The organism is Neochlamydia sp. TUME1 (genome assembly GCF_000813645.1).
In the GTDB taxonomy this organism is placed as follows: domain Bacteria; phylum Chlamydiota; class Chlamydiia; order Chlamydiales; family Parachlamydiaceae; genus Neochlamydia.
In genome coordinates this window covers 1-21,049 of the sequence record NZ_JRXI01000096.1, presented here as the reverse complement: position 1 = coordinate 21,049, position 21,049 = coordinate 1, and the positions used below count along the sequence as shown (strand labels likewise).

16 protein-coding genes and 1 pseudogene are annotated in these 21,049 nt (G+C 37.0%); 11 read left to right on the top strand and 6 right to left on the bottom strand.

The window, feature by feature from the left end; all coding sequences use genetic code 11:
- Both DB41_RS12230 and DB41_RS10675 read left to right on the top strand, forming a co-directional pair.
- Window positions 1-228, top strand: a pseudogene (locus tag DB41_RS12230) (hypothetical protein); the annotation flags it as partial.
- A gap of 298 nt (window positions 229-526) precedes the next feature.
- Complete coding sequence (locus DB41_RS10675) at window positions 527-763, top strand: hypothetical protein (RefSeq protein WP_080502395.1); 237 nt, start codon at window positions 527-529, stop codon at window positions 761-763.
- A 301-nt stretch (window positions 764-1,064) separates the two neighbouring features.
- Here the strand turns inward: DB41_RS10675 and DB41_RS04195 are convergent, their stop codons facing one another.
- Both DB41_RS04195 and DB41_RS04190 read right to left on the bottom strand, forming a co-directional pair.
- Window positions 1,065-2,225 (bottom strand): hypothetical protein, encoded by a 1,161-nt coding sequence (locus DB41_RS04195; RefSeq protein ID WP_039384677.1) that lies wholly within the window; start codon window positions 2,223-2,225, stop codon window positions 1,065-1,067.
- A 792-nt stretch (window positions 2,226-3,017) separates the two neighbouring features.
- Window positions 3,018-4,466 (bottom strand): hypothetical protein, encoded by a 1,449-nt coding sequence (locus DB41_RS04190; protein WP_039384675.1) that lies wholly within the window; start codon window positions 4,464-4,466, stop codon window positions 3,018-3,020.
- An 854-nt stretch (window positions 4,467-5,320) separates the two neighbouring features.
- Between DB41_RS04190 and mutS the strand changes: the two genes are divergently transcribed.
- From mutS to DB41_RS04155, 7 genes are all read left to right on the top strand, one after another.
- Window positions 5,321-7,864, top strand: coding sequence for a DNA mismatch repair protein MutS (gene mutS / locus DB41_RS04185; protein ID WP_052243888.1), 2,544 nt, complete (start codon window positions 5,321-5,323; stop codon window positions 7,862-7,864).
- A gap of 799 nt (window positions 7,865-8,663) precedes the next feature.
- A complete protein-coding gene (locus tag DB41_RS04180; RefSeq protein WP_039384673.1) occupies window positions 8,664-9,509 on the top strand; it encodes an HAD-IIB family hydrolase in 846 nt (281 codons plus the stop codon).
- Window positions 9,510-9,959, top strand: a complete 450-nt coding sequence (locus DB41_RS04175) for an NUDIX domain-containing protein (protein ID WP_039384672.1) — start codon at window positions 9,510-9,512, stop codon at window positions 9,957-9,959.
- Window positions 9,922-10,326, top strand: coding sequence for a dihydroneopterin aldolase (locus DB41_RS04170; protein WP_155117577.1), 405 nt, complete (start codon window positions 9,922-9,924; stop codon window positions 10,324-10,326). Before DB41_RS04175 ends, DB41_RS04170 begins: the two co-directional genes overlap by 38 nt.
- Window positions 10,323-11,036, top strand: coding sequence for an SDR family oxidoreductase (locus DB41_RS04165; protein ID WP_039384670.1), 714 nt, complete (start codon window positions 10,323-10,325; stop codon window positions 11,034-11,036). Before DB41_RS04170 ends, DB41_RS04165 begins: the two co-directional genes overlap by 4 nt.
- Before the next feature lie 2 nt (window positions 11,037-11,038).
- A complete protein-coding gene (locus DB41_RS04160) occupies window positions 11,039-12,532 on the top strand; it encodes a hypothetical protein (RefSeq protein ID WP_039384668.1) in 1,494 nt (497 codons plus the stop codon).
- Window positions 12,520-13,404, top strand: a complete 885-nt coding sequence (locus DB41_RS04155; protein ID WP_052243886.1) for a hypothetical protein — start codon at window positions 12,520-12,522, stop codon at window positions 13,402-13,404. The genes DB41_RS04160 and DB41_RS04155 overlap by 13 nt, the downstream gene beginning before the upstream one ends.
- Window positions 13,405-13,706: 302 nt before the next feature.
- Here DB41_RS04155 and DB41_RS04150 read toward each other — a convergent pair whose 3' ends face one another.
- Window positions 13,707-14,609 (bottom strand): enoyl-[acyl-carrier-protein] reductase, encoded by a 903-nt coding sequence (locus DB41_RS04150; protein WP_039384665.1) that lies wholly within the window; start codon window positions 14,607-14,609, stop codon window positions 13,707-13,709.
- A gap of 325 nt (window positions 14,610-14,934) precedes the next feature.
- Here DB41_RS04150 and DB41_RS10670 point away from each other — a divergent pair, with 325 nt between their 5' ends.
- Entirely contained in the window at window positions 14,935-15,342 is a 408-nt protein-coding gene (locus tag DB41_RS10670; RefSeq protein WP_052243885.1) for a hypothetical protein, read from the top strand.
- Window positions 15,318-15,890, top strand: coding sequence for a hypothetical protein (locus DB41_RS10665; protein WP_052243884.1), 573 nt, complete (start codon window positions 15,318-15,320; stop codon window positions 15,888-15,890). The genes DB41_RS10670 and DB41_RS10665 overlap by 25 nt, the downstream gene beginning before the upstream one ends.
- A 496-nt stretch (window positions 15,891-16,386) precedes the next feature.
- On the opposite strand, the gene DB41_RS04140 is transcribed toward DB41_RS10665, so the two are convergent.
- The 3 genes from DB41_RS04140 to DB41_RS10660 all read right to left on the bottom strand — a co-directional run.
- Window positions 16,387-18,297 (bottom strand): ABC-F family ATP-binding cassette domain-containing protein, encoded by a 1,911-nt coding sequence (locus DB41_RS04140; RefSeq protein WP_039384662.1) that lies wholly within the window; start codon window positions 18,295-18,297, stop codon window positions 16,387-16,389.
- Window positions 18,298-18,467: 170 nt separating this feature from the next.
- Window positions 18,468-19,508: a thioredoxin domain-containing protein gene (locus tag DB41_RS04135; RefSeq protein WP_052243883.1), complete on the bottom strand. Its 1,041-nt coding sequence runs from the start codon at window positions 19,506-19,508 to the stop codon at window positions 18,468-18,470.
- 326 nt (window positions 19,509-19,834) lie between these two features.
- Window positions 19,835-21,049, bottom strand: a 1,215-nt coding sequence (locus DB41_RS10660; protein ID WP_052243882.1) for a leucine-rich repeat domain-containing protein, incomplete at its 5' end; no start/stop codon positions are given.

Genomic DNA, 21,049 nt, shown 5'->3' with positions numbered 1-21,049 from the left:
GAAAGAGGTCTATTTAAAGAGCTTTACGAAACAGGTGGAGAGGCAGCTCTTCAGGATCTGACCCACAAAAAGCCCTGCATAATAAGCAGATTGGACGAGTTTATCGAAAAAGCTGTGGTTAATTTTGCTCTTCAAAGGCCTGCTTATGGACAGTTAAGAGTATGTAATGAGCTTGAAGAAACAAGGAGTTCTCATTTCGCCAGGGGGTGTGCGTTCTGTTTGGCTTAAAATATAATCTTTAAGACTTTCCAAAAACGCCTCAAAGCATTGGAAGCTAAGATGGTTTTAAGAAGAAATGATATTAACAGAGGACCAATTAAAAGCTCTTGAAAAAGCCAAGGAAGAAAAAGAGGCACATGGCGAAATTGAAACTGAACATCCAGGCTATTTACTAGCTTAAAGATACTTATTATGTAGGCACTATTAAAGGTGTGGGACGCATTTATCAACAGACAATGATCATACTCATTCTAAGGTAGCCTTCGTCAAATTATATGATAGGAAAAATGCTTGGGTAGCAGCGGATATGCTAAATGATCGAGTCATTCTTTGGTTTAAAGGGCAGGATGTTCGGATTTTAAGAGTGTTAACCGACCGTGGGACAGAGTACTGTGGCGCAAGAGAGCACCATGGGTATGAACTTTATCTGGCCATCGAAGATATGGACTATTTTCGCACGAAAGCCCGACATCCTTTAAACAAATGGAATCTGCGAAAGGTTTCACCAGACTATCCCGAACGAATTTTATGCCATAGCTTTTAGGAAAAAAGCGTTTAAAAATGTTGAAGAATTACAAGGGGATGTAGATAAATGGAAGAAGGAGTAAAATAACGAAGGAACATATACAGGAAAGTATTGTTTTGGTAAGACGTCTTTACAAAAATTCTTAGATGCAAAACACTTGCGCCAGGAAAGATGTTAGATGAGTTACAACTGACAGAAATAGTATCTGCCAGGTAACCCATGTTTGTCAATCCAAGTACTATCTATGGCAATTCAATTGAGAACTTGCTAACAGATGTTTTGTAACTATTGTGCCACTTTACATTAACACCTTGCTTTTTTATAGAGGACCGCCTTGCTTGACGAGCTGATCCCAGTATTGGCACATTTCAGCAGATAAGTAGGGGCGTATGCTTTTGAAATCAGGATCTCTAAAAGGATACTCAGTGTCAATAAAAGCAAATTTTCCTGATAAAGTATAAGGAATATTATCAGGTCTATAGCTTGATCCATTGGCGCGACTGATAATAATATAAAGCTCATTAAGTATCTCAGGCGTTACCTTACTTCTCCATGCTAAATAATTTTGTTCCTTAGGAACAAGCTGCATGTCTTGTACGATCAATATTGCTACTTTGGGATCTACGCCGGCCGCTTTAGCAGGTGCATGGAAAGAGGGCAATACATAAATATATTTTTGGGGCACAGTAAAATACTGAATATTTTTTTTCAATATTACTTTTCTTACTAAATTAGCGCCTGCACAACGCCGAGCAAACCATTTCCAACCAGGAACATTCCGTTTAATGCGAAGTTCAGTATCAAAATAAAGCTTAATCAAATAATCAGGTAAACTAGGATGCTTAGCTACAATGATAAAGCTTCTAGGTTGCTTGTAAAGTATATTAAAACCTGCTTCAGTTAATGTTTGTGAGTTAAAGGTAACCCTAGAGGTTTGGAAGATTTGATCTGCAATAGCGGTAATTTTTGAGTTAGCTGGTAATAGGTAGGGAGCCAGTTCTTTTTTAATTTTATTATTAACTAGAGGATTATCTGAAATATTTTTGAAGTTATAGGTTCGCTCTGCTAAAGTTTTATTCAATGGCTCTGCGGAGGACTGAGGCTCATCATTCAGAGTTAACCATATCGAACGAACTTCTTCCTCGCATCTTTTTAGCATACCTTCATCATTTATATAATGGGCTTTCTCATAAGCTTCTTTTATGGGAAAGAGGGTAGGATAGAATGCTATGGCTCTTGCCCATAAATATTCAATTTCCTCCGGCGCAAATGTAAGAGGAGAAAGAGGGGAGTCCTCTTGGGCAGTAGATTCAATATCTTCTTGAATATAAAAAAGCAAAGAAGCGATAGCTTGGATAGTTTGACCTTGTGTATCTTCCCTAGCAGGTGATATTTCAGCAAAAAGCGCTAAAGAGTAAAAGAAAGACACAAATAACGTGGGAAAAACGAAAAAAAGTTTATATTTTGTAAAGAACGTCATGGATACCATCTTGTTAATAGTGAGGCGCTTAGGTTATTTTATATTTTGCTTCATTCAAGACTATATATATTTATAAGTTTTTTAAAAGCAAAAAATAAGTGACTAAACCAAAAAACATATATAAGAAATTGTCTTCTTCCAGCAAGCAGAGGAGCCTTAAAGCTATGAATATTGAAAAAGGCGACAAGCGTTCTATCTTAATTTTTGATAAACTATCAGGCAAAAGGGCTTTTAAGCTTGCATGCAAGCTGCTTTTAGAACCAAGTGGCTAGCCTCTTTTTTTATAATCTCTATTTTCTTCCCAAGCAAACCCCCTCATGGCGGTACGATTGTCTACAAAAGAGAGCTTTCTCTAAAAGGTACCCTCAATCGAAGCGATCAGAATGGCAATCCTTCTTAGTTGGCTAACCGCAAAGGAGATAAGTTAGAAAGATGCTAGCTTAAAGGCCATTCTTTCATGGCAGCCAAGGGCAAGCAAGCAGACTGGCTTAGGGCAGAAGAAGCTTAGAAATAGGCAAGCTTTACTCAGTTTTATGGCAAGAACCCGTATTAATGAATCGATAGGTTATCAACTTATAAATTTAACTATTAAAATTAAGATATCCATTTAGGTTTCTAGCCGTAGGTTCCCTCAGGCTTTTCAGATGCCATCCAAGTTTTTCTACTGCTAAAAAGGTTAAAATATTTAAAAAAGTAGGTAAAATAGAGAAAAGGGAAGGCCTTTACTATTGCATACCATTCCTTCACCTCATGTTCTTCGAATGCCTACACTTTTTTAAGAGAGATTAGAGGCTATAATTTAGCATCTAGAAGCAGCTTTTCAGCTTCAGCTTCTATTTCCCATTTTTGAGCAAGCTTTAAAGCTGTGTTAATTAGTAATAACTGAGGAGATAGGGGAGAGAGAGTAGCATCATTCAAATTTTCAATTGCATCTAAAATATGCTCTCTAATTGATTCATAAGCAGCTAATTTAGAAGATGTTTGTTTAGCTACTTCATAATATTTTTTTACTATCAAATCATGTAAAGCATCGAAATAACAATCAGCCTTAGGGCTAATATGTTGTAAGCGTCTATAAACAAGTTCAGGCTTCTCTGCTGCATCTTCTCTTGCAGAAGTGAGGCAAGCTATTCCTAGGATACTTGCTATTTTATTCTTTTTCTCTTGGGACAAATTAGTTTCAATTTGCTCATGTAAATTATATCCTGCGTCTACTAGATTTATAATTATAGAGTTTGCATAGCCTAATGTTTTTTTGTCTAAAGGCTCTAACAGGAAGGTTAAAAATTGTGGGATGGTACCAAATGACTCAAGCCAAGGTTGCGGGGAATCCATTAAAAAAGAGGAAGAATTTCTTATAGTTTCCTGATAAGTTCTAATGATTTTAATTAAATTAGCTAGTTCGGTTTGAGTATGGATAAGCAATCTGGGAGCTACCACCTGCTGTTCATACATTTTTTTTAAAGACAATCTTGCCATTTCTACGCTCGTCCGATCGAGAGAATTTTCTATTATCTCATTATAAATAATTGCTGCATTTAACAGGCAGGCGGACCAATTTTTAGACTCTTTAGAATAAAGATAAGCTTTGTCGATATATATGCGAGAGAGTAGATGATTTATTTCATAAGTTGGCAGGGAGCTGTAGTAGAGCTCTAAAGGCGTACGATCGTTAACCTGATAAACCTCTAGGTCAGTCGATAAATACTTAATAGCTTTGTCATAACATTCATTAGCTCGCAATAAATTTTTCTCTATTTTGTTATTATCACCTACTGCCCAAATTTTGCCTGCATGAAAGGCTGCTACACTAGCTAGATAAGGAGGACACTGAGGATAGCTTTGAAGCTTATAATATAATTTTAAGAGAGAAGTTGCCCTGCTATCATCTTCACTTTTAGCCGAATATAAAGATTCGGCTAAGCAAAAAATTAATAATATCGCTTGTTCAGGACAGAGTTGGTCAATAATTTCATCAACCAGGGCAAGGTCGCTCAGTTCATTTCTTAGCATATCCATCAATATTAAATTTAACTTAGATTGAAGGATGACTTCAGGGGGGTAGGATAGATCTTGCACAATTTCTTCAAACAATTTCTTTATGATCTCTAAATTAAGTCCTCGATTTATTGGATTGAAAGAATTTTTAAAAGCTTCTTCAGCCTGGTAGTAAATATTAATTTTTTCCAAGAAGGAAATGGGGACTACCGGAGAAAAGTGGTAAGATGTACTTGCTTGCATTGTTTCAAATACTCACGCTAAATTAAAGCTTTAAATTTCGGCTAATGGTGTGGATTATTTTCTCAAATATTTAAAGAGAAAAACGAGAAAAAATTCCTCTAATTTGTCTAAACCTCATCTTCTGATTTTTTATTCAAAAAAACTAGGCTTTAAACACATAGATGCTTTCTTAGACCGAAGCATAACAAAGCTCATTAAATTAATCTATTTCTTTTTACGAGGCATAGAGCAAAGAAATTTACTTTTTTAGCTAACTTTTTTTAAGAGATTTTATGGAAAAACTAATTAATCTAATTAGCTTAGACCTTGCTTAAGATTATTTATCGAAGCTATTCATAGCTGAAAAAAATATTCGTATTCCCTTAAGCTAATCCATCCTTAGAGCCACGCTTTTTATTTAAATAATAAATCTACATCTTCTCTAAGGAGTACCCATCTTATGAAGCTTCCTATAAGCTTAGCTTTATTTATAAACCTTAGGAAGGATTGATAGGGGCAAAAAAAAATGTTATTTTGTCCTCTACTCAATGCATTGCCTGAAGGCTTTGCCTTCTGTAACAGAGGATTTAATGAGCCGAAAAATAAATCTTATGTTCATCTAAAGCAGGTATAGTTCGCTAAAACTTTTTTAAGCTTTATCCTCAGCCTAAATCTCTGATTTGCTTCTTCGGTGAATAAAAATTTATATTTTAAATACTTTGGAAGAATAAATTTTTTTAGGGCGAGTAATCGGGGACCCTATGGATATCTCTTTCTCTATTTAAAACAGCACCTCTTACTCCTTTTTCCTTGCATAACTCATTTCAGTTTGTCAAAATAATCCCATTCGATGAATTTAAAAGATTAAATAAATTATGAATACTCCCTCTTTTGATGTAAGTTCTGAATTTAAAGTTTCACCTATGATGAGCCAGTGGCAAGCTTGCAAGCAAGCAGCAGGAGAAGCCGTTTTGCTTTTTCGCTTAGGGGATTTTTATGAAGCGTTTGATGCGGATGCTGTTTTAATTGCTAAGGAATTAGATCTTACGCTTACTAAAAGAGGCGAGATTCCTATGGCAGGCATTCCTCATCACACTAGCGAAGCTTACATAGACAGATTAGTATCTAAAGGATTTAGAGTAGCTGTTGCCGAACAAATAGGGGATCCTAAAACGACTAAAGGGATAGTAAAAAGGGAAATTGTTAGAGTTGTTACCCCTGGTACTGTGATTAACTCTACCTTATTATCCGATAAAGCAAACAACTTTTTTGCTTCTATTCATCGAGTAGGAGAGGTTTTTGGACTTTCATTTATTGACTTAACCACTAGCGAATTTAGAGTTGTAGAGTTTGAAAATGAACAAGAACTACTCAACGAAATTTTTCGTTTACGTCCTTCAGAATGCTTGGTTTCCCACAAATTTCAAACCAAGCATCAAGACTTATTAAAAAATCTTCGACAGGCACAAGATTTTCTCTTAACAGCCCAAGAAGACTGGCGTTTTGAACATCAAACCGCTTATAATTTTTTAATCAACCATTTTGGTGTTCATAATTTGGATGGTTTTGGCTTAAGAGGCATGCTAGCAGGTATAAATGCAGCAGGGGCTATCTTGAACTATCTTCAGGACAATTTATGCCTATCGATCGAGCATATTCAAGAAGTTCGTACCTATTCTACCTCGCAATTTATGTCTCTTGATCGCATCACGCAAAGAAATTTAGAGATTACAGCCAGCTTGTATGATGGCTCTAGGAAAAGTACTCTATTGAACATCCTAGATAAGACCTGTACTCCCATGGGTGCACGTTTGTTGCTTAACTGGATAAAGCTTCCACTTCTATCTATAGAAGAAATTAAGCGTCGTCAAGATGCTATTGAGGCTTTTTTCAATAATAAAACAGCTATTGATTTAGTTAAAAAATTGCTAGGAAGGGTCAGGGATTTAGAACGGTTGATGATGAAAATTAGCTCCGGCTATGCCTCGCCTCGAGATTTGGTAGCTTTAAAATGTTCTTTTGAAGAATTTCCCCAACTTAAGCAAGCCTTGCAGCCTTTGACTATTTACTCAACCTTATTGGAGCAAGAGGAACAAAAGTTAGAAAATCCGATCTCAATGACAGATCTAATCGCTCGCGCTTTAGTCGATGAGCCCCCCTTAAAAATCAGTGACGGGCAAGTCTTTCGTGAGGGCTATAATAATGAATTGGATGAATTGCGTTCCATCCGTCAAGATAGCAGAGCTTGGTTAGCTAATTATCAAACGCGTTTACGCGAGGAGACAGGAATTAAAACCTTAAAGGTAGGTTTTACGCGCATGTTCGGTTATTACATAGAGGTGAGCAAAGGTCAATCTGATCGTATGCCTGCAACTTTTCAGCGTAGGCAAACCCTGGTTAATGGAGAACGTTACATCACTTCAGAGCTAAAGGAATTTGAGCAAAAAGTTTTAAATGCTGAAGAGCGGATTTTAGCCATCGAAACAGGCCTATTTAATGCCCTTCGCGAAGAAGTAACCAAGTATACAAAGCAAGTTTTTAGCATTGCTCAAGCTATAGCCAAAATTGATGCCTTACGTTCATTAGCGGAAGTAGCACTTTTCTATGATTATACGCGGCCTATCGTAGATCATAGCAGTATTTTACAAATTATTAGCGGCCGGCATCCCGTTATTGAAGCCATTAATACTGGAGAAAAATTTGTTCCTAATGACACTCTCATGGATAATGAGGCTAATCTTTTACTGCTCATTACAGGCCCTAATATGGCAGGCAAGTCTACCTATATTCGCCAGGTAGCTTTGATAACTATTATGGCGCAAATAGGTTCTTTTGTTCCTGCTAAAAGCGCTCATATCGGTATCGTCGATAAAGTGTTTACACGCATAGGAGCTAGCGATGACCTTTCCCGTGGCCAATCCACTTTTATGGTCGAAATGACTGAAACAGCAAATATTTTAAATAATGCTACTGCCAGGTCTTTGGTCATTTTAGACGAAATTGGAAGAGGGACAAGTACCTATGATGGAATTTCAATCGCTTGGTCAGTAGCTGAGTATTTATTAACAACCGAAGGTAGCCAGGCTAAAACTCTATTTGCAACGCATTATTGGGAGTTAACAAAATTAGAAGAACGCGTGCCGGGCGCAGTCAATTATCATGTAGCCGTTCATGAAGCAGAAGATGTCATTGTTTTCCTGCGCAAAATTGTGCGGGGAAGCACAGATAAAAGTTATGGAATTCATGTAGGCCGTCTAGCAGGCCTTCCTTTACAAGTTATTTTAAGAGCTAAAGAGATTTTAGCGCATTTAGAAGAAAATGCTAATCAAAAAAGCGTTTTTGAACCCTCCAAGCCTAAAAGGCAGATGCCAGCAAAAAAAAATAAATTTAATGAAAGGCAAATGACTTTCTTTGGATAATTTCACCTAGAAATTAAATTGCTAATAATTAACCTTATGAGCCTCACTTTTTATATATTTTTAATTTTAAATTGACAGATTTACAAGCAATATGCGAATAAGAAGATGTCCTTAAAAATAAATTCTTAGGAGGTCTCTTATGGATACAAAAAAACAACATCAGCAAAAAAATTCCTCACAACAGTCTAACGCAAAAACTAATTCTTCATCGCAGAAACAAGAATCGCATCAGCAAAATAAAAATAATTCCACAAGCAAAAAATAAATTTCTAATGAGCCAGTTATTCCAGGAGCGCAAAACGCTCCTGGAAGAGTAGGATTTTTCTTAATTTAATCGTCTATCTTCTCATCATAACCTCACTAATTTAACCTAAATACATTTAAATATTAAAAAATACTAATGAGGATATGGCTGTAGATTTATTTAAAATCCTGTAGAGAGAGTCAGTTAAATTTTGCAAGCCTTTAAGTAGGCAATGATAAATAAAGCCTTTCTTAACACAAAACATTCTCACCAGCAAAGGACGGAATTTTTTTTCAAAGCTCAGTCTAAATATTCTCAAGAGCAGGGTTACTATCTGTTATATCAATCTTTTTAAGTTTACCCTTTAGCTCAGATGCGTTAAGTCTATCGATTAAGTTAGGGGTGTCAAGAGTAGACACACCCTATAAAAACATGCTCAAAAAAATTTCCTTTTAAAAGAAAATTTTTAATAACGACTAAAGGCTAACTAAAAAGAAAAGTCCAAACGCAAAAATCTGGTTAAGCTTTATTGAGTCCGTATGTTATCGTAAATGCATGATTAAAAATTTTTGTAGTTTGATAGCTCTTGATATCGATGGAACTCTAGCAGTAAAAATGCAAAACATTCCGCCGACAGTGATTCATTATCTGACAACCCTACATCAGCAAGGAGCTATGTTTGTCTTTGTAACAGGACGGACATTTGAGTTTGGCCATCAGGTATTGAAAGAGCTTCCCTTTAGCTATTATTATGCAGCTCACAATGGAGCTATACTTTTGTCCATGCCAGATCGTAGAGTCATCATTAAAAACTATTTGGATGGCTCCGTTCTTCTTTCTATGGAAAAAATTTGTGAAAGTACATCTACTGATTTTGTAATCTATACGGGCCTAGAAGGAAACAACCTATGCTATTACCGTCCCAGCCATTTTTCTCCAAACCTTCGATACTATCTAGAAAAACGACGCCAAAGCTTTAATGAGGAGTGGATTGCTGTAAAAAATTTTAAGGAGATCCCTTTTAAAGAATTTCCTTCCATTAAATGTTTTGGGGAGGAGGAGACAGCTCAATATGTCGCAGAAAGGATGGAAAAAAACTTAGAATTGCATGCGCCTGTTATTAAAGATCCTTTTGGTGAGGGTAATTATGTCGTTCAAGCCACTCACTCACAAGCTAATAAGGGCTATGCTCTTCGCCAGCTAATTGATCAATTAGGATATGAAGGAGTAGTTATTGCGGCAGGCGATGATCTAAATGATTTAAGTATGTTTGAACAAGCTCACATTAAAGTGGCTATGGCTGATGCTCCTTTGCAGCTTAAAGCCAAAGCAGATATTATTGCTCCACCTGCTTCATCGTTAGGAATCATAAAAGGTTTAGAGGAAGCGCTCGCACAGTAAATGAAAGTATCGAAAAGTACTAATCTATATCCTCTTGTGACTGTTGGAGCCCTAATTGTAGCCGATGATGGAGATATTTTGCTCGTGCACTCTTTTAAATGGAAGGTGGACTTTACCATTCCAGGAGGAAAAGTGGAGCTGGGAGAGTCCAGAGAGAAAGCAGTAACTCGCGAAGTTTTAGAAGAAACAGGATTATTTATTGAAGATTTGCGTTTTGCTTTGGTCCACGATTCTATATATTCTTCTGAATTTATTAACCCCAATCATTTTGTCATGAATGACTACGTTGCACGTTTATCGCCAAATTCTTCTAAAAATCATGTTATTCTTAATGCAGAAGCTGATCACTACATTTGGATCTCTCCCGAAAAAGCTTTAGGATTAAGCTTAAATCAAGAGCTATATAGCTTGATTGAATGGTATATACAACACCCTTACCAAAACTTTTAATATGTTAGGAATCGTCGGATTTAAAAATTATCGTCTCTCTTGTATTATCGGTGTCTACCCATACGAACGTAAGCATCCTCAAGAATTATCAATAGATGTATGCTATGAAATAGATTTTGCGCTTATCACCCTTTCAGATGACTTATCAAAGGCTGTTTGCTATGCAAGCTTAGCAGAGTTTTGCAGTCAAGTTGCCCAAGAAGGTGCCTATCAAATGCTAGAAACTTTAGCTCACGAGCTTGTTCTTAAGCTAGCAGATAAATTTTCTCTTCATTGGGTAAAAGTGATGATAAGAAAGGAAAAGGCTATTTCTTTAGCATCTTGTACATTTGTCGAGTTAGAATATGGAAATAGGCTTTCAACATGAAGTGGACATTAGTAACAGGGGGAGCTAAAAATTTAGGCGCAGCGATTTGTTTAGAGTTAGCTAAGCAAGGGCATGCGGTAGCCGTCCATTATAATACAAGCAAGGAGGAGGCTCAGCTTGTTATAGAGAAATGCTCTTATTATCAGGTGCCTGTCCAGGCAGTCCAAGGCGACTTTTCTACCTTTGAGTCTACCCAACGCTTTATTAAGGAATATCAAAAGCATTTTGCTGAGACTAAAAATTTAATTAATAACGTGGGAAATTACCTACTCGGGTCTAGCTTAAAGACAAGCATATGTCAATGGCATGATCTATTTCAAACTAATCTACATGCTCCTTATTGTCTGATAAAGAATCTTTTACCTAGCATCAAAAAATGGAAGGGATCAATTGTCAATATTGGCGTTGCTGGCTTGAATGCAAACCGTGCAGATACTTATGCAACCGCTTATACAGTCTCCAAGTCAGGTCTTTTGATGCTAACTAAATCGCTAGCTCTTGAGCTTGCAGCTGATCAAGTGCGAGTAAATATGATCTCTCCAGGATATTTAGAAGAATCTATGGATTTACCTCATCCTATAACAAAAATTCCTATGCAGCGGGTAGGCCGTAGAGATGAGGTGGCACAATTAATAGGATACCTACTGTCTGACCAAGCCTCATATATAACCGGACAAAACATTGAAATTGCAGGAGGAACAAGGCTATAACCATGCAAGATGATTTACCCATCCACAACACCTTGGAACGTCAGCTTAATGAGATGGCTTTAGCAGCCGGACGCAAAAGGCAGAGCAAGCAAACTGGCTTTATTCATTACTTTTATCCTGAGCCAGAAGATGATCTTTCGCAAACTATTCCTGTTGCCGAGAATGTTTGGTTTATCCTGGCGTTACTAAGAAGCAAAACAGGCGAGCAAATAGCTGAAGCAAAAGATAGCTTAGAACGCTTACTTTACTTTCAGCATCCACTAGATGGTAATTTTCCAGTGTACATGCATGAGTACCCTCATTGTAAAGATAAATTTTTTGGGGCTCAACTTTTACCTGCATTTTATTATATATTGAAAGAGTTTCATGCTGTTTTAGGAGTTGATCTTCGACACCGTTTAGAATCCACGATAAGTCATCTGTTATCTTTTCTATTAAAAGCTTATACCGAACAAGCTTCCACCTATTCAATCGGGCTAAAAATTGCTGCTGCTGCGAAAATGTTAGGTATTGAGTTAAAAAACAAAGCATTTGAAACCTATGGAGAACAGCTTTTGCAGCAGCTTCTTTCGATGAAAATGCAGGCAGCCTGGTTTATTCCTTCTTTTATTGCCGATGTTTGCATTGCTTTACAGCTAGCCTATACGCATATTCAGCACTCAGAATGGCTCGCTTTTTGGCAGCATTTAGCAGCTACTTGGCATGCGCCTACAAAATCATATATTGGACCATGGCTTAAGCTTTATCAAGCTAGGGATGAGCCTCAGCCGACTTTATATGATCTATATCTAGGTTATTTTGGTAAAGAATTCTCTAGCCGAGCTTTAAAAGAAGCCGCTTACCATCTACAGGCCGTACAGATACGTCCTACGGGAGAATTTTTGCCTGTTAAAAGTCTACCTTTCACTTTTGCAGGCTCCTGGCAAGAAAACCGCTGGCTTACCCATCAAGAGAAGACCTTTGCCTACAGCTTGATTGATAAAAAAGCTCTTTTTAAAGGGTTCGAGGAAAATACTTTTCATCCATTGAGCATCATTTGGGGGAACGAGCATAAGGTTCATTCTTTTGTATGCCAGAAAAGCAATTGGGAAAATCTAGAATTTAATATTAAAGATCAAGAAATTGAACTAGATTTTGCTTTATCGGCTGTACCTGAACTAGAAGAGCGCGAAAAATGCCGAGAGCTTTCTTTCTTTTTTGATGTTGATCCTACAGCTGAAATAAGTTTAGAAGGCCAATTAGCTTCTACCTTTGAATTAGGGGAAACCTTTATTTTAAATACTTCACACATTGCGTTGTCTTTAAGGATTGTTAAAGAAGCTGGAGAGGGCAAATTTATGGGCCATCTAATGCGTGGAAACCGCTCTAGTCAAAATCAGCTTAAAGGGATTAATCGTTTCCAATCTTATGATTGGAATGTATTTATTAGAACATTAAGGCGCCAGGCCACCTGTAAACTTAAAGTCCGATTACAAATTATGCGATGTGTAGACTAAAATTATTGCTGCTGGTCTTTCTTTGCGCTTGTACATACAAGCCTCAAAGTGAGAATTACCGGCTTTTTTATCATCATTTAGAGCAAGCTTGCCCAAGAAAAGTATGTGAAGAAAAAAGCCCTTACTTTTTAGTTATTCTAGTCGAGGCACGGCATCTAGACTATTCATGCCCGCGGTCATTTTTTAAAACTTTAGCTAAACATCCTAGCGACGGTACAAAAAATGGAGATGTTGGGCATGCCTGGATTTACCTGCAGGGAGTACTAGAGGAGGATAGCCAAGAAAAGAGCAGCTATGTATTTCTAGAAGGAGGCCATTCGGGAGAATTAGGATATATGCAGCCCCGCTATATGGAAGGAGTATTTCTTCAAGCTGAACAGGGCGAGAAAAACCCTATTGCTTATTTATGGCAGACGCAGCATGATGGCTTTTTTCAACACGGTCCTGGCCGCCATTATCCCACCTTTGCAGCTAAAATAAATTTAACAGCCTCGCAATTTCACTTAATCTTAAAATTCATAAAAAATTATTCCTTCTCCAACTACGCCATTATAGGCAATCAGTGCTGCTCATTTGCTACTCAAGTAGCTGCCTTGGCAGGCCTCATCCTAGAGAGTAAAATATCCTTAAAAATAGACCCATTTTTTCATATAGGAAACCATACAATTTGCTTGTGGAAAGATCCTCTCTATTCTCAAATCACCTTTTTCTCGCCTGATGTATTAGAAAGAAGCTTAATGCAAGCTGTAGCTGAAGGGCGTGCCGAAGAAGCCCTTACCTGGTATAAAAAGAAGTATCCTTCGCCACGTCGATGGAAAAAAGAAGATTTCTTCCTATTTCCAAAACGTTACCTGCGCTTAAAAGCTTTGTAATCTCTTTTAAAGAAACTACTTCTGTAAAGCTTAAAAAGGGGAATCACCTTCCTAGCCGCTCTCTCTTCTTAAAGAGAGGTTTGATTAAGTATAGGAGTGCTTAAGAGGCGGCTCAAAAAGGGTATAAAAAATTTTGTAAGTTTTTATAAAGATATCCAAGCCGGTAATAAAGAAAGCTTATTAGCAAATGCTTTTTATCAATTAAAATTTTTATTATATTATATTTTATTCCAGATATAATCAAGGTTGAAAGCATCCATGAAGCCATTCAACCTAGATTTTAAAATTTTTTATGTTGTTGCTTACACACTCGAGAGAGTAGGGCTGTCGACAGCTACTCCCATTGAGTGTAAACCATTGTCCACATAGATAAGCGAGCCTGTGATTGCAGAGGCTAGGGGAGAGAGTAAGAAAGCTCCCACATTTCCCACTTCTGTCGCTTGTAAACTTTTGGCTAGAGGAGCGTTAGCCTCGCTATAATCAATCATACGCTCTATAAATCCAATCGCTTTGGCAGCGCGGCTGCGAAGAGGGCCTGCCGATATTGTGTTTACACGAATGTTCCACTTACGTCCCGCTTCCCACGCTAAGGTGCGTGTATCGCTTTCTAAAGCTGCTTTGGCCGAGCTCATTCCACCTCCATATCCTGGGATAGCCTTTTCAGAAGCAATGTAAGTAAGAGAAAGAGTAGCTCCACCTGCATTAATCAGGGGACCTAAATGAGCAAGTAAACTTACGAAAGAATAGGAGGAAGCACTAATTGCAGCCAAATATCCCTTCCTGGAGGTGTCTAGCAAGCTTTTTTGAACTTCAGGCCCGTTAGCTAAAGAGTGCACGAAAATATCTATTTTACCGTAATCTTTTCTGATAGATTCAGCTACGTCAGAAATAGTATATTCAGTAGCTTCTTTATATCTTTTATTTTCTTTAATTTCTTCAGGCACATCATCCATGGAGTCAAAAGAGGCATCAAGTGAATATATTTTGGCTATTTGCATAAGGGAGCCGTCAGACAAAACACGTGATTCATCAAATTTACCGCTAGCTAAATTATTGCAAAACATTCTCATCATAGGCGTCCATGTCCCTATTAATATTTCGGCACCTGCTTCCGCAAGGGATTTAGCAATAGCCCATCCATACCCTTGATCATCGCCTATGCCGGCGATAAAAGCTTTTTTTCCTCTAAGATCAATTTTTAGCATATATACCTCACAGTTAAAGAACGATAGAATAGAGAATTATAGTGATCTTGTAAAGGGATGTCTGCCCGTAAGCTTTAACTGCATGCTGTAGGATAATACAAGCTTATTTTCAGCATATCTTATGCTTAAAAGCACATATTTAAAACGAAATGCATTTCTTATCGCTTAGCTGCTTCAAATGAGCAAAAAGACTCTAAATAGATGCTACTAAAAATCTCCCTTACTTTTGCTGATAAATAGCTTGCGTATGAATGAGAACAAAAATATAATCTTTTTACTTTAAAACTCCCAGCTTGCAAATTTTACCACAAATCTAAAGCTTATTATGAAAAAGTATTTAAAATTTTTTATCCTTTTTAGTCTATTTATTATATGCGCTTATAGTGCAGGCCGTCTTTATTATGCTTTGACGGGAGGCTTTACCATAGATAATATAAGTTCTAGCTTGTCTTATAATGAAAAATGGGCCATGCCTACCTTGTCCTCTTCAGAAAAGGAAGATTTACATCAAATTCTCTCTCAAAAATTTAGATATCTGGGAAAAGGATGCCAATCCTATGTGTTTGCAAGTGAAGATGGCTTATATGTTTTAAAATTTATCAAATATCAGCGTTTTCGACCTCAAGCCTGGCTAGATTATTTTGCTTCTATTCCCTTCGTCAATCGCTATAGACTAGCAAAAATAGAAAAAAACATAATAAGCTTAATATGCTATTTACAAGCTGGAAGATAGCCTATGAATATCTAAAGCCAGAGACAGGTTTAGTGTATGTGCATCTTAATAAAAGCCACGACTTAAAGAAGTCCCTTACTATTTACGATAAATTAGGTTTTGCTCATCAGCTTAACATGGATGAAATGGAATTTTTGCTTCAAAAGCGAGCCACTATGCTGTGCTCGACTATTAATAATTTTGTTACTAATAATCAAGTGGGTGAAGCAAAAAAGCTTATAGACAACCTTCTTAAAATGATATTGTCAGAATATCAGCGGGGATATGCCGATAATGATCATGCTTTAATGCAAAATACGGGAGCGATTGGTACTCTCCCTTTTCACATAGATGTCGGACAGTTTGTAGTCAATCTTAATATTTCTGATCCCACTGTATATAAACAAGAACTTTTTAGTAAAACTTTTAAGTTTCGTTTATGGCTTGCTAAGCATCATCCCGAGTTAAAGACTTATTTAGATAAACATTTACTTGAGATCATTGGTCCAGAAATGCATCAGCTTATTCCGCGGTTAAAAAATCCCCACGCCTGGTCAGTTGAGGCTTAGAAGCCCAAGGAGCTAGTTTCTTACGAATAAATTAAGAAATGAGAAAAAATTGAAGTGCAAGTCTGAAGGGATAGATTAGCTATCTTTATTTTAACAAAAGTCTTCTCTAGCATGGTTAAAAAAAGGGGGAGTGGGGGAGCTTCATTAGTTAATCTAAAGAACCCTTATGTCAATCCTTATATACCCTGACTTCTAACACAGATTTATAGGGGGGGTCCTAAAATGTTGAGAAAATAAAGGGTAGGGTTGCTTAAAAGAATGCCTCAGTAAATTAGTAATGTTCTAGCTTAAGGGGAAATATCTACGTTAGGAAGATAAATAATTAAAACTGCAATGTTTAGAAGCAATCTTTGCCTACATAAGCAATTCGAAAGTATATTGATTGAAAAAAATGCTTACCCCTCCCTTATTTTTCAATTTTTAAAAGCAAGAGGGGAGCAATGGCTAAGCAGCATGATAACCTTATTAGCAGACAGATTTACCATGCGCATTATTTTCATACAGAAGAGGCTGCTTCTTCCCATGCTTTCAAAGCTTCTTCGAATTGTTTTTCTAGCTTTTCTTTTTTGACCATGAATCTTTGAATTTCTTCTTTAGGTGTATGAAGATAAAAATCTGCCGCTGCCATTTTTTCATCCAGATCTTTGATTTGCTCCTCAAATTGTTGGCATTTTTTTTCTGCTTGAGCTGCTATTTTTTCCTGTTGTGATTTTTGGCTACGCAGGTTTTTTTGCTCCTGATAGCTTGATTTTTCAGTTAGCTTTTCATCAGCTTTTATCTTTACCGGCTTTAAATTTTTACTGAGTAAATCCATTTCTCTTTTTTCAATGTATTCTGCGTAACTACAATCGTAAGTTTGCACGCCCGTATCACTTATCTCTATGACTTTTTTAGCAAGGTGTGTGACAAAATGGCGATTGTGACTAACAAAAAGAATAGTTCCCGTGTAATGATTTAAAGCTTCTAAAAGAGCTTCAATAGCTTCCATATCTAAGTGGTTAGTAGGCTCATCAAAAATTAAGATATTACCTTTAAGAAGCATCATCTTAGCTAAAATAAGGCGAGCTGTTTCGCCGCCACTTAATAGCTGAACAGACTTTTTTACATCATCGCCAGTAAATAAAACACGTCCTAAAATTTCTCTTAGCTTTTGCTCAGGTGTTTGAGGGTCTTGTTCACTTAACCACTCTAAGAGAGAAATATTTCCGTTGACTTCACGATGATGATCTTGGGGAAAATAGGCGACTTGCGCAGCATGGCCCCATTCCCAAGAGCCTTGCTCGCACTTTAATTGCCCTGTTAGAATTTCCAATAAAGTTGACTTGCCAATCCCATTAGCGCCTACTAAAGCTATGCGTTCACCCCGTTCTACTTCAAAAGAGACCTGATGGAGCACTTGCTTGGTTCCATAAGATTTGCTAATATCCTTGGCTTTAAGAACAATGGCTCCAGACGAGCGATGGGGTTCAAATTTAAGCCGAGGATATAAACGAGAAGTAGGAGTAAAGTCCAATTCAGCCATTTCATCTTCAATTTTATCTACTAATCTCATTTTAGACTGCGCTTGGCGAGCCTTACTAGCTTTAGCCTTAAAACGATCAATGAAATTTTGCAGGTCCTCTCGACGCTTTTCCTGCTTAGCAAACGCTAGTTCTTTTTGCTCTACAGCTGCTGCTTTAGCTTCCAAAAAATCTTCGTAATTACCTTTATAAGGGGTTATTTTTTGATGATCTAAGTCTAACATATAGTCACAAATCACGTTTAAAAAATCTCGATCGTGCGAACTGACAAGCAGTGTGCCCGGAAAATCTCTTAAATATCCTTCTAACCATTTGATAGAATAAAGGTCTAAGTGGTTTGTCGGCTCATCGAGTAGGAGGATGTCGGGCTTACTAAACAAAACCTGCGCCAGCAAAACTCGTAGCTTATAACCTCCTGATAAAGTAGATAAATTTTGATGATGAATACGGTCTGGTAGCCCTAGACCTTCAAGAATTTTGCCTGCAACACTTTCTGCTGAATAGCCATCTTGTTCTTCAATAATTTTCTCAAGATCAGCTAATAGATGACACTCTTCTTCATCAAATTCCGGTTTGTCTAAAAGGATATTTTTTTCTTCTAATGCTTTCCATAATTTTGCATTTCCCATCAGTACAGTATCTAAGATAGGCACCTGCTCATACAAAAAATGATTCTGCTTTAGTGTGCCTAAAGCTAGTTGAGAAGGAATACAAAATTCTCCTTCTTCAGCGGTAAGATCTCTAGCAAGAATTTTTAAGAGTGTCGATTTTCCTGCTCCATTTGCTCCAATGAGGCCATAATGGTTACCGGGGTTAAGCTGAAAAGATGCATTTTTAAAGAGGATTTTACCTCCGAAACGCATAGAAAGGTTAGTCGCAGAAATCATATAATGAAATAAGGGATTTAAAAAGTAGAATAAAAAAAGTTAAAAGCTCTTTAAAACCTTCTAGCTATCTAGTAGGAAAGAGCCTGGATAATAAAAGGTATTTTACCTTGCTTAAGAAAGGGTTAATTACTCTTTCAAGATTTTAATAGCTTGAGAAACATTTTCTTTTGTTATCTCCGTGACGCCATATAATTTTTTACCTTTTTAGTTTTTTCATTGACTAAAACTAATGTAGGCGTGCTGTCGATATCGAATTCTGTAGCCAGGGTCTTAAAATATTCTAAGCCAAGAGCAACCTCAGAATAATTAAGTTGGGTATAGTGGGCATCCTGCTCTTTAGCAATTTTCTCAATTTGCTCATCCGTAGGGGTTTCAGTATCACTGGAAAGCTGAGTTAAAGAATCGCGTAGTTCTAAGTACTTATTCTTATCGTGAACCATAAAAGATAAGTTGTAAGGAGTGAAATTTAAGCTAGAGGGATGAATAGCAAAATCTACATAGGTTAAGCGAGTATTTTTCATAAGCGTAGGAACTAGCTCTTTTAATTTTGGCTCTAGCTGGCGACAAGCAGGGCAATGCCAATCACTAAAAAAATAGGCATCAATTTTGCTGTTTAGATTCCCAAAGACGATGCTATTTTTGATAGAATTTTCTGCCGCTTGCAATTCATCTACTTTTGCTAATCCAAGTGATGCTATAAAAAAGCCGGTAATCAGAGCCACGACAATTGCAAGCACTTTGGGTATATTTAACGCCATTTTAATCCTTTTTGATTCAGATAGAGATCGTCTATAGTGGTTAAAGTAGCTTAAAAGATAAGCTAAAGAAGTAATTACTATCGAAGCTGCAATACAGAGGCATAATGGGCACCATTGGCCAATCCATACTTTCTGAGCATAAATAAAAACTATCTCGGCTCCTAATGCTCCTGCGAGTATAATTGCCGCCATGAAAGATAAATTTTTTTTATAATAGGCTCCCCAATGTAACAAAGATAGAACAGGAAAAAAAATCATCCCAATATACTCCAGCTGGAAACCAAATAAACGGTAATCATGTGTCGCCGCACATTCCTGGGTACAAATTTGTAGCCAAGAAATAATAGAGAATATCCAACCAGCAATGATGGCTAAACTACTAATCGCATGGAGATATTTTTGATATTTATTAGCAGGTAAGTCTTTAGGTATCAGTGAATGATTTGTACTCATATCTCCCGATATGTAAATTTTTTCATACTAAAATATTACATATTAAGTTTACTGTCAAGAGAGTTATTGGGCACTAAAATTTCTAAATCCTATCTCAGCTATTCAGGGATATTGAAGTCGTTAGCTAGCATTTTTTATATGATTCTAAAAGGCTATCAACTTATTCATCAAAGTACTAATTGATACGTAAGATTATGTTTCTTTTCTTAAAGATTCGGATTTAATTAATAACGGAAAACAAAAAAATTCTTAGTAGCCAACTTTTTTTAACGTAGAGAGGTATCAAATTTGGTGGCTCTCTTTCTATAAAAGGCACCTTATATGATTTACGACTTATCAGGAAGAAAATTTCCTTTTAAGAGCAGCCTCGTTTGCTTAGGAAGGTGCTCGATAGCAGCAGGTATAACGATTAGCTGGTTGTTTGTTAAGTCGAGCCATTGCAGTTGAGAAAGCTGCCCTATAGTTGCAGGCAGAGAATTTAGCCGATTGTCTCTTAAGCTAAGCCTTATCAGCAGAGAAAGCTGCCCGATTTCTTCAGGAAGAACGATTAGCTGGTTTTTGTTTAACCAAAGCCTTATCAGCAGAGAAAGCTGCCCAATTTCTGCAGGAATAGCGGTTAGCTGGTTTTTGTTTAGCCAAAGCTCTTGTAGCTGAGAGAGCTGCCCAATCTCAGTAGGAATGACCGTTAGCTGGTTGTCGCTTAATTTAAGTTTTATCAGATTAGCAAGTCTTCCAATTGCTGCTGGAAAAGATGTTAGATTGTTTTTATTTAAGTGAAGCCATTTAAGTTGAGAAAGTTGCCCGATTTCTTTAGGGAGACCGATTAGATGATTTTTGCTTAACCAAAGCCTTTGCAGCTGAGAAAGCTGTCCAATCGTTGTGGGAATAGCGTTTAACTCGTTACCACTTAAGTCAAGCTCTTGCAGCTGAGAAAGCTGCCCAATCTCTGTAGGAATAACTGTTAGCTGGTTGCCTCTTAAGTCAAGCCTTTGCAGCTTAGAAAGTTGTCCTATTTCTGCTGGCAAAAAGTTTAAACTTGACCTATTTAAATTCAGCTTAGTAATATTTTTACTACTTGCTTTTGTCCAAGGCGCTAACAGCTTTCCCTTTTCTTTTAATGGTAAAATTTTAATCTGTGCTTGATTTAAGTACTTTGTTCCTCCTGGTAACTTTTGCCAAAGTAAGAGGCGGTTAATATCTAATAGATAGGAAGAATAATTTGAAAGGATAAAATCCTTGCTTTCTTTAGTATTTTCTTCAAATTCTGTAGGAGAAAGAGAAGCAGCTAAGGTAAAAAGCTTTTGAAAAATATAAGGTACTTTTTCTTCAATAGGAAGATTAGGTTTGATTTTGTAAATTTTATTCAAAATACGAGCTTGTGTTATTAAATCCCTATTCCCATTTGGAAAATGAACCTGGAGGATTGCGTTGTAAAGCGAGGTCATGGAAATAGGAGTAGTAGATGAAGGAGAAAGAGGCTGAATCCCTTTAGTAGTGCTAAACAAAGAAGTGTCAGTAGTAGCAGGTTGAGAAGTAGGGCT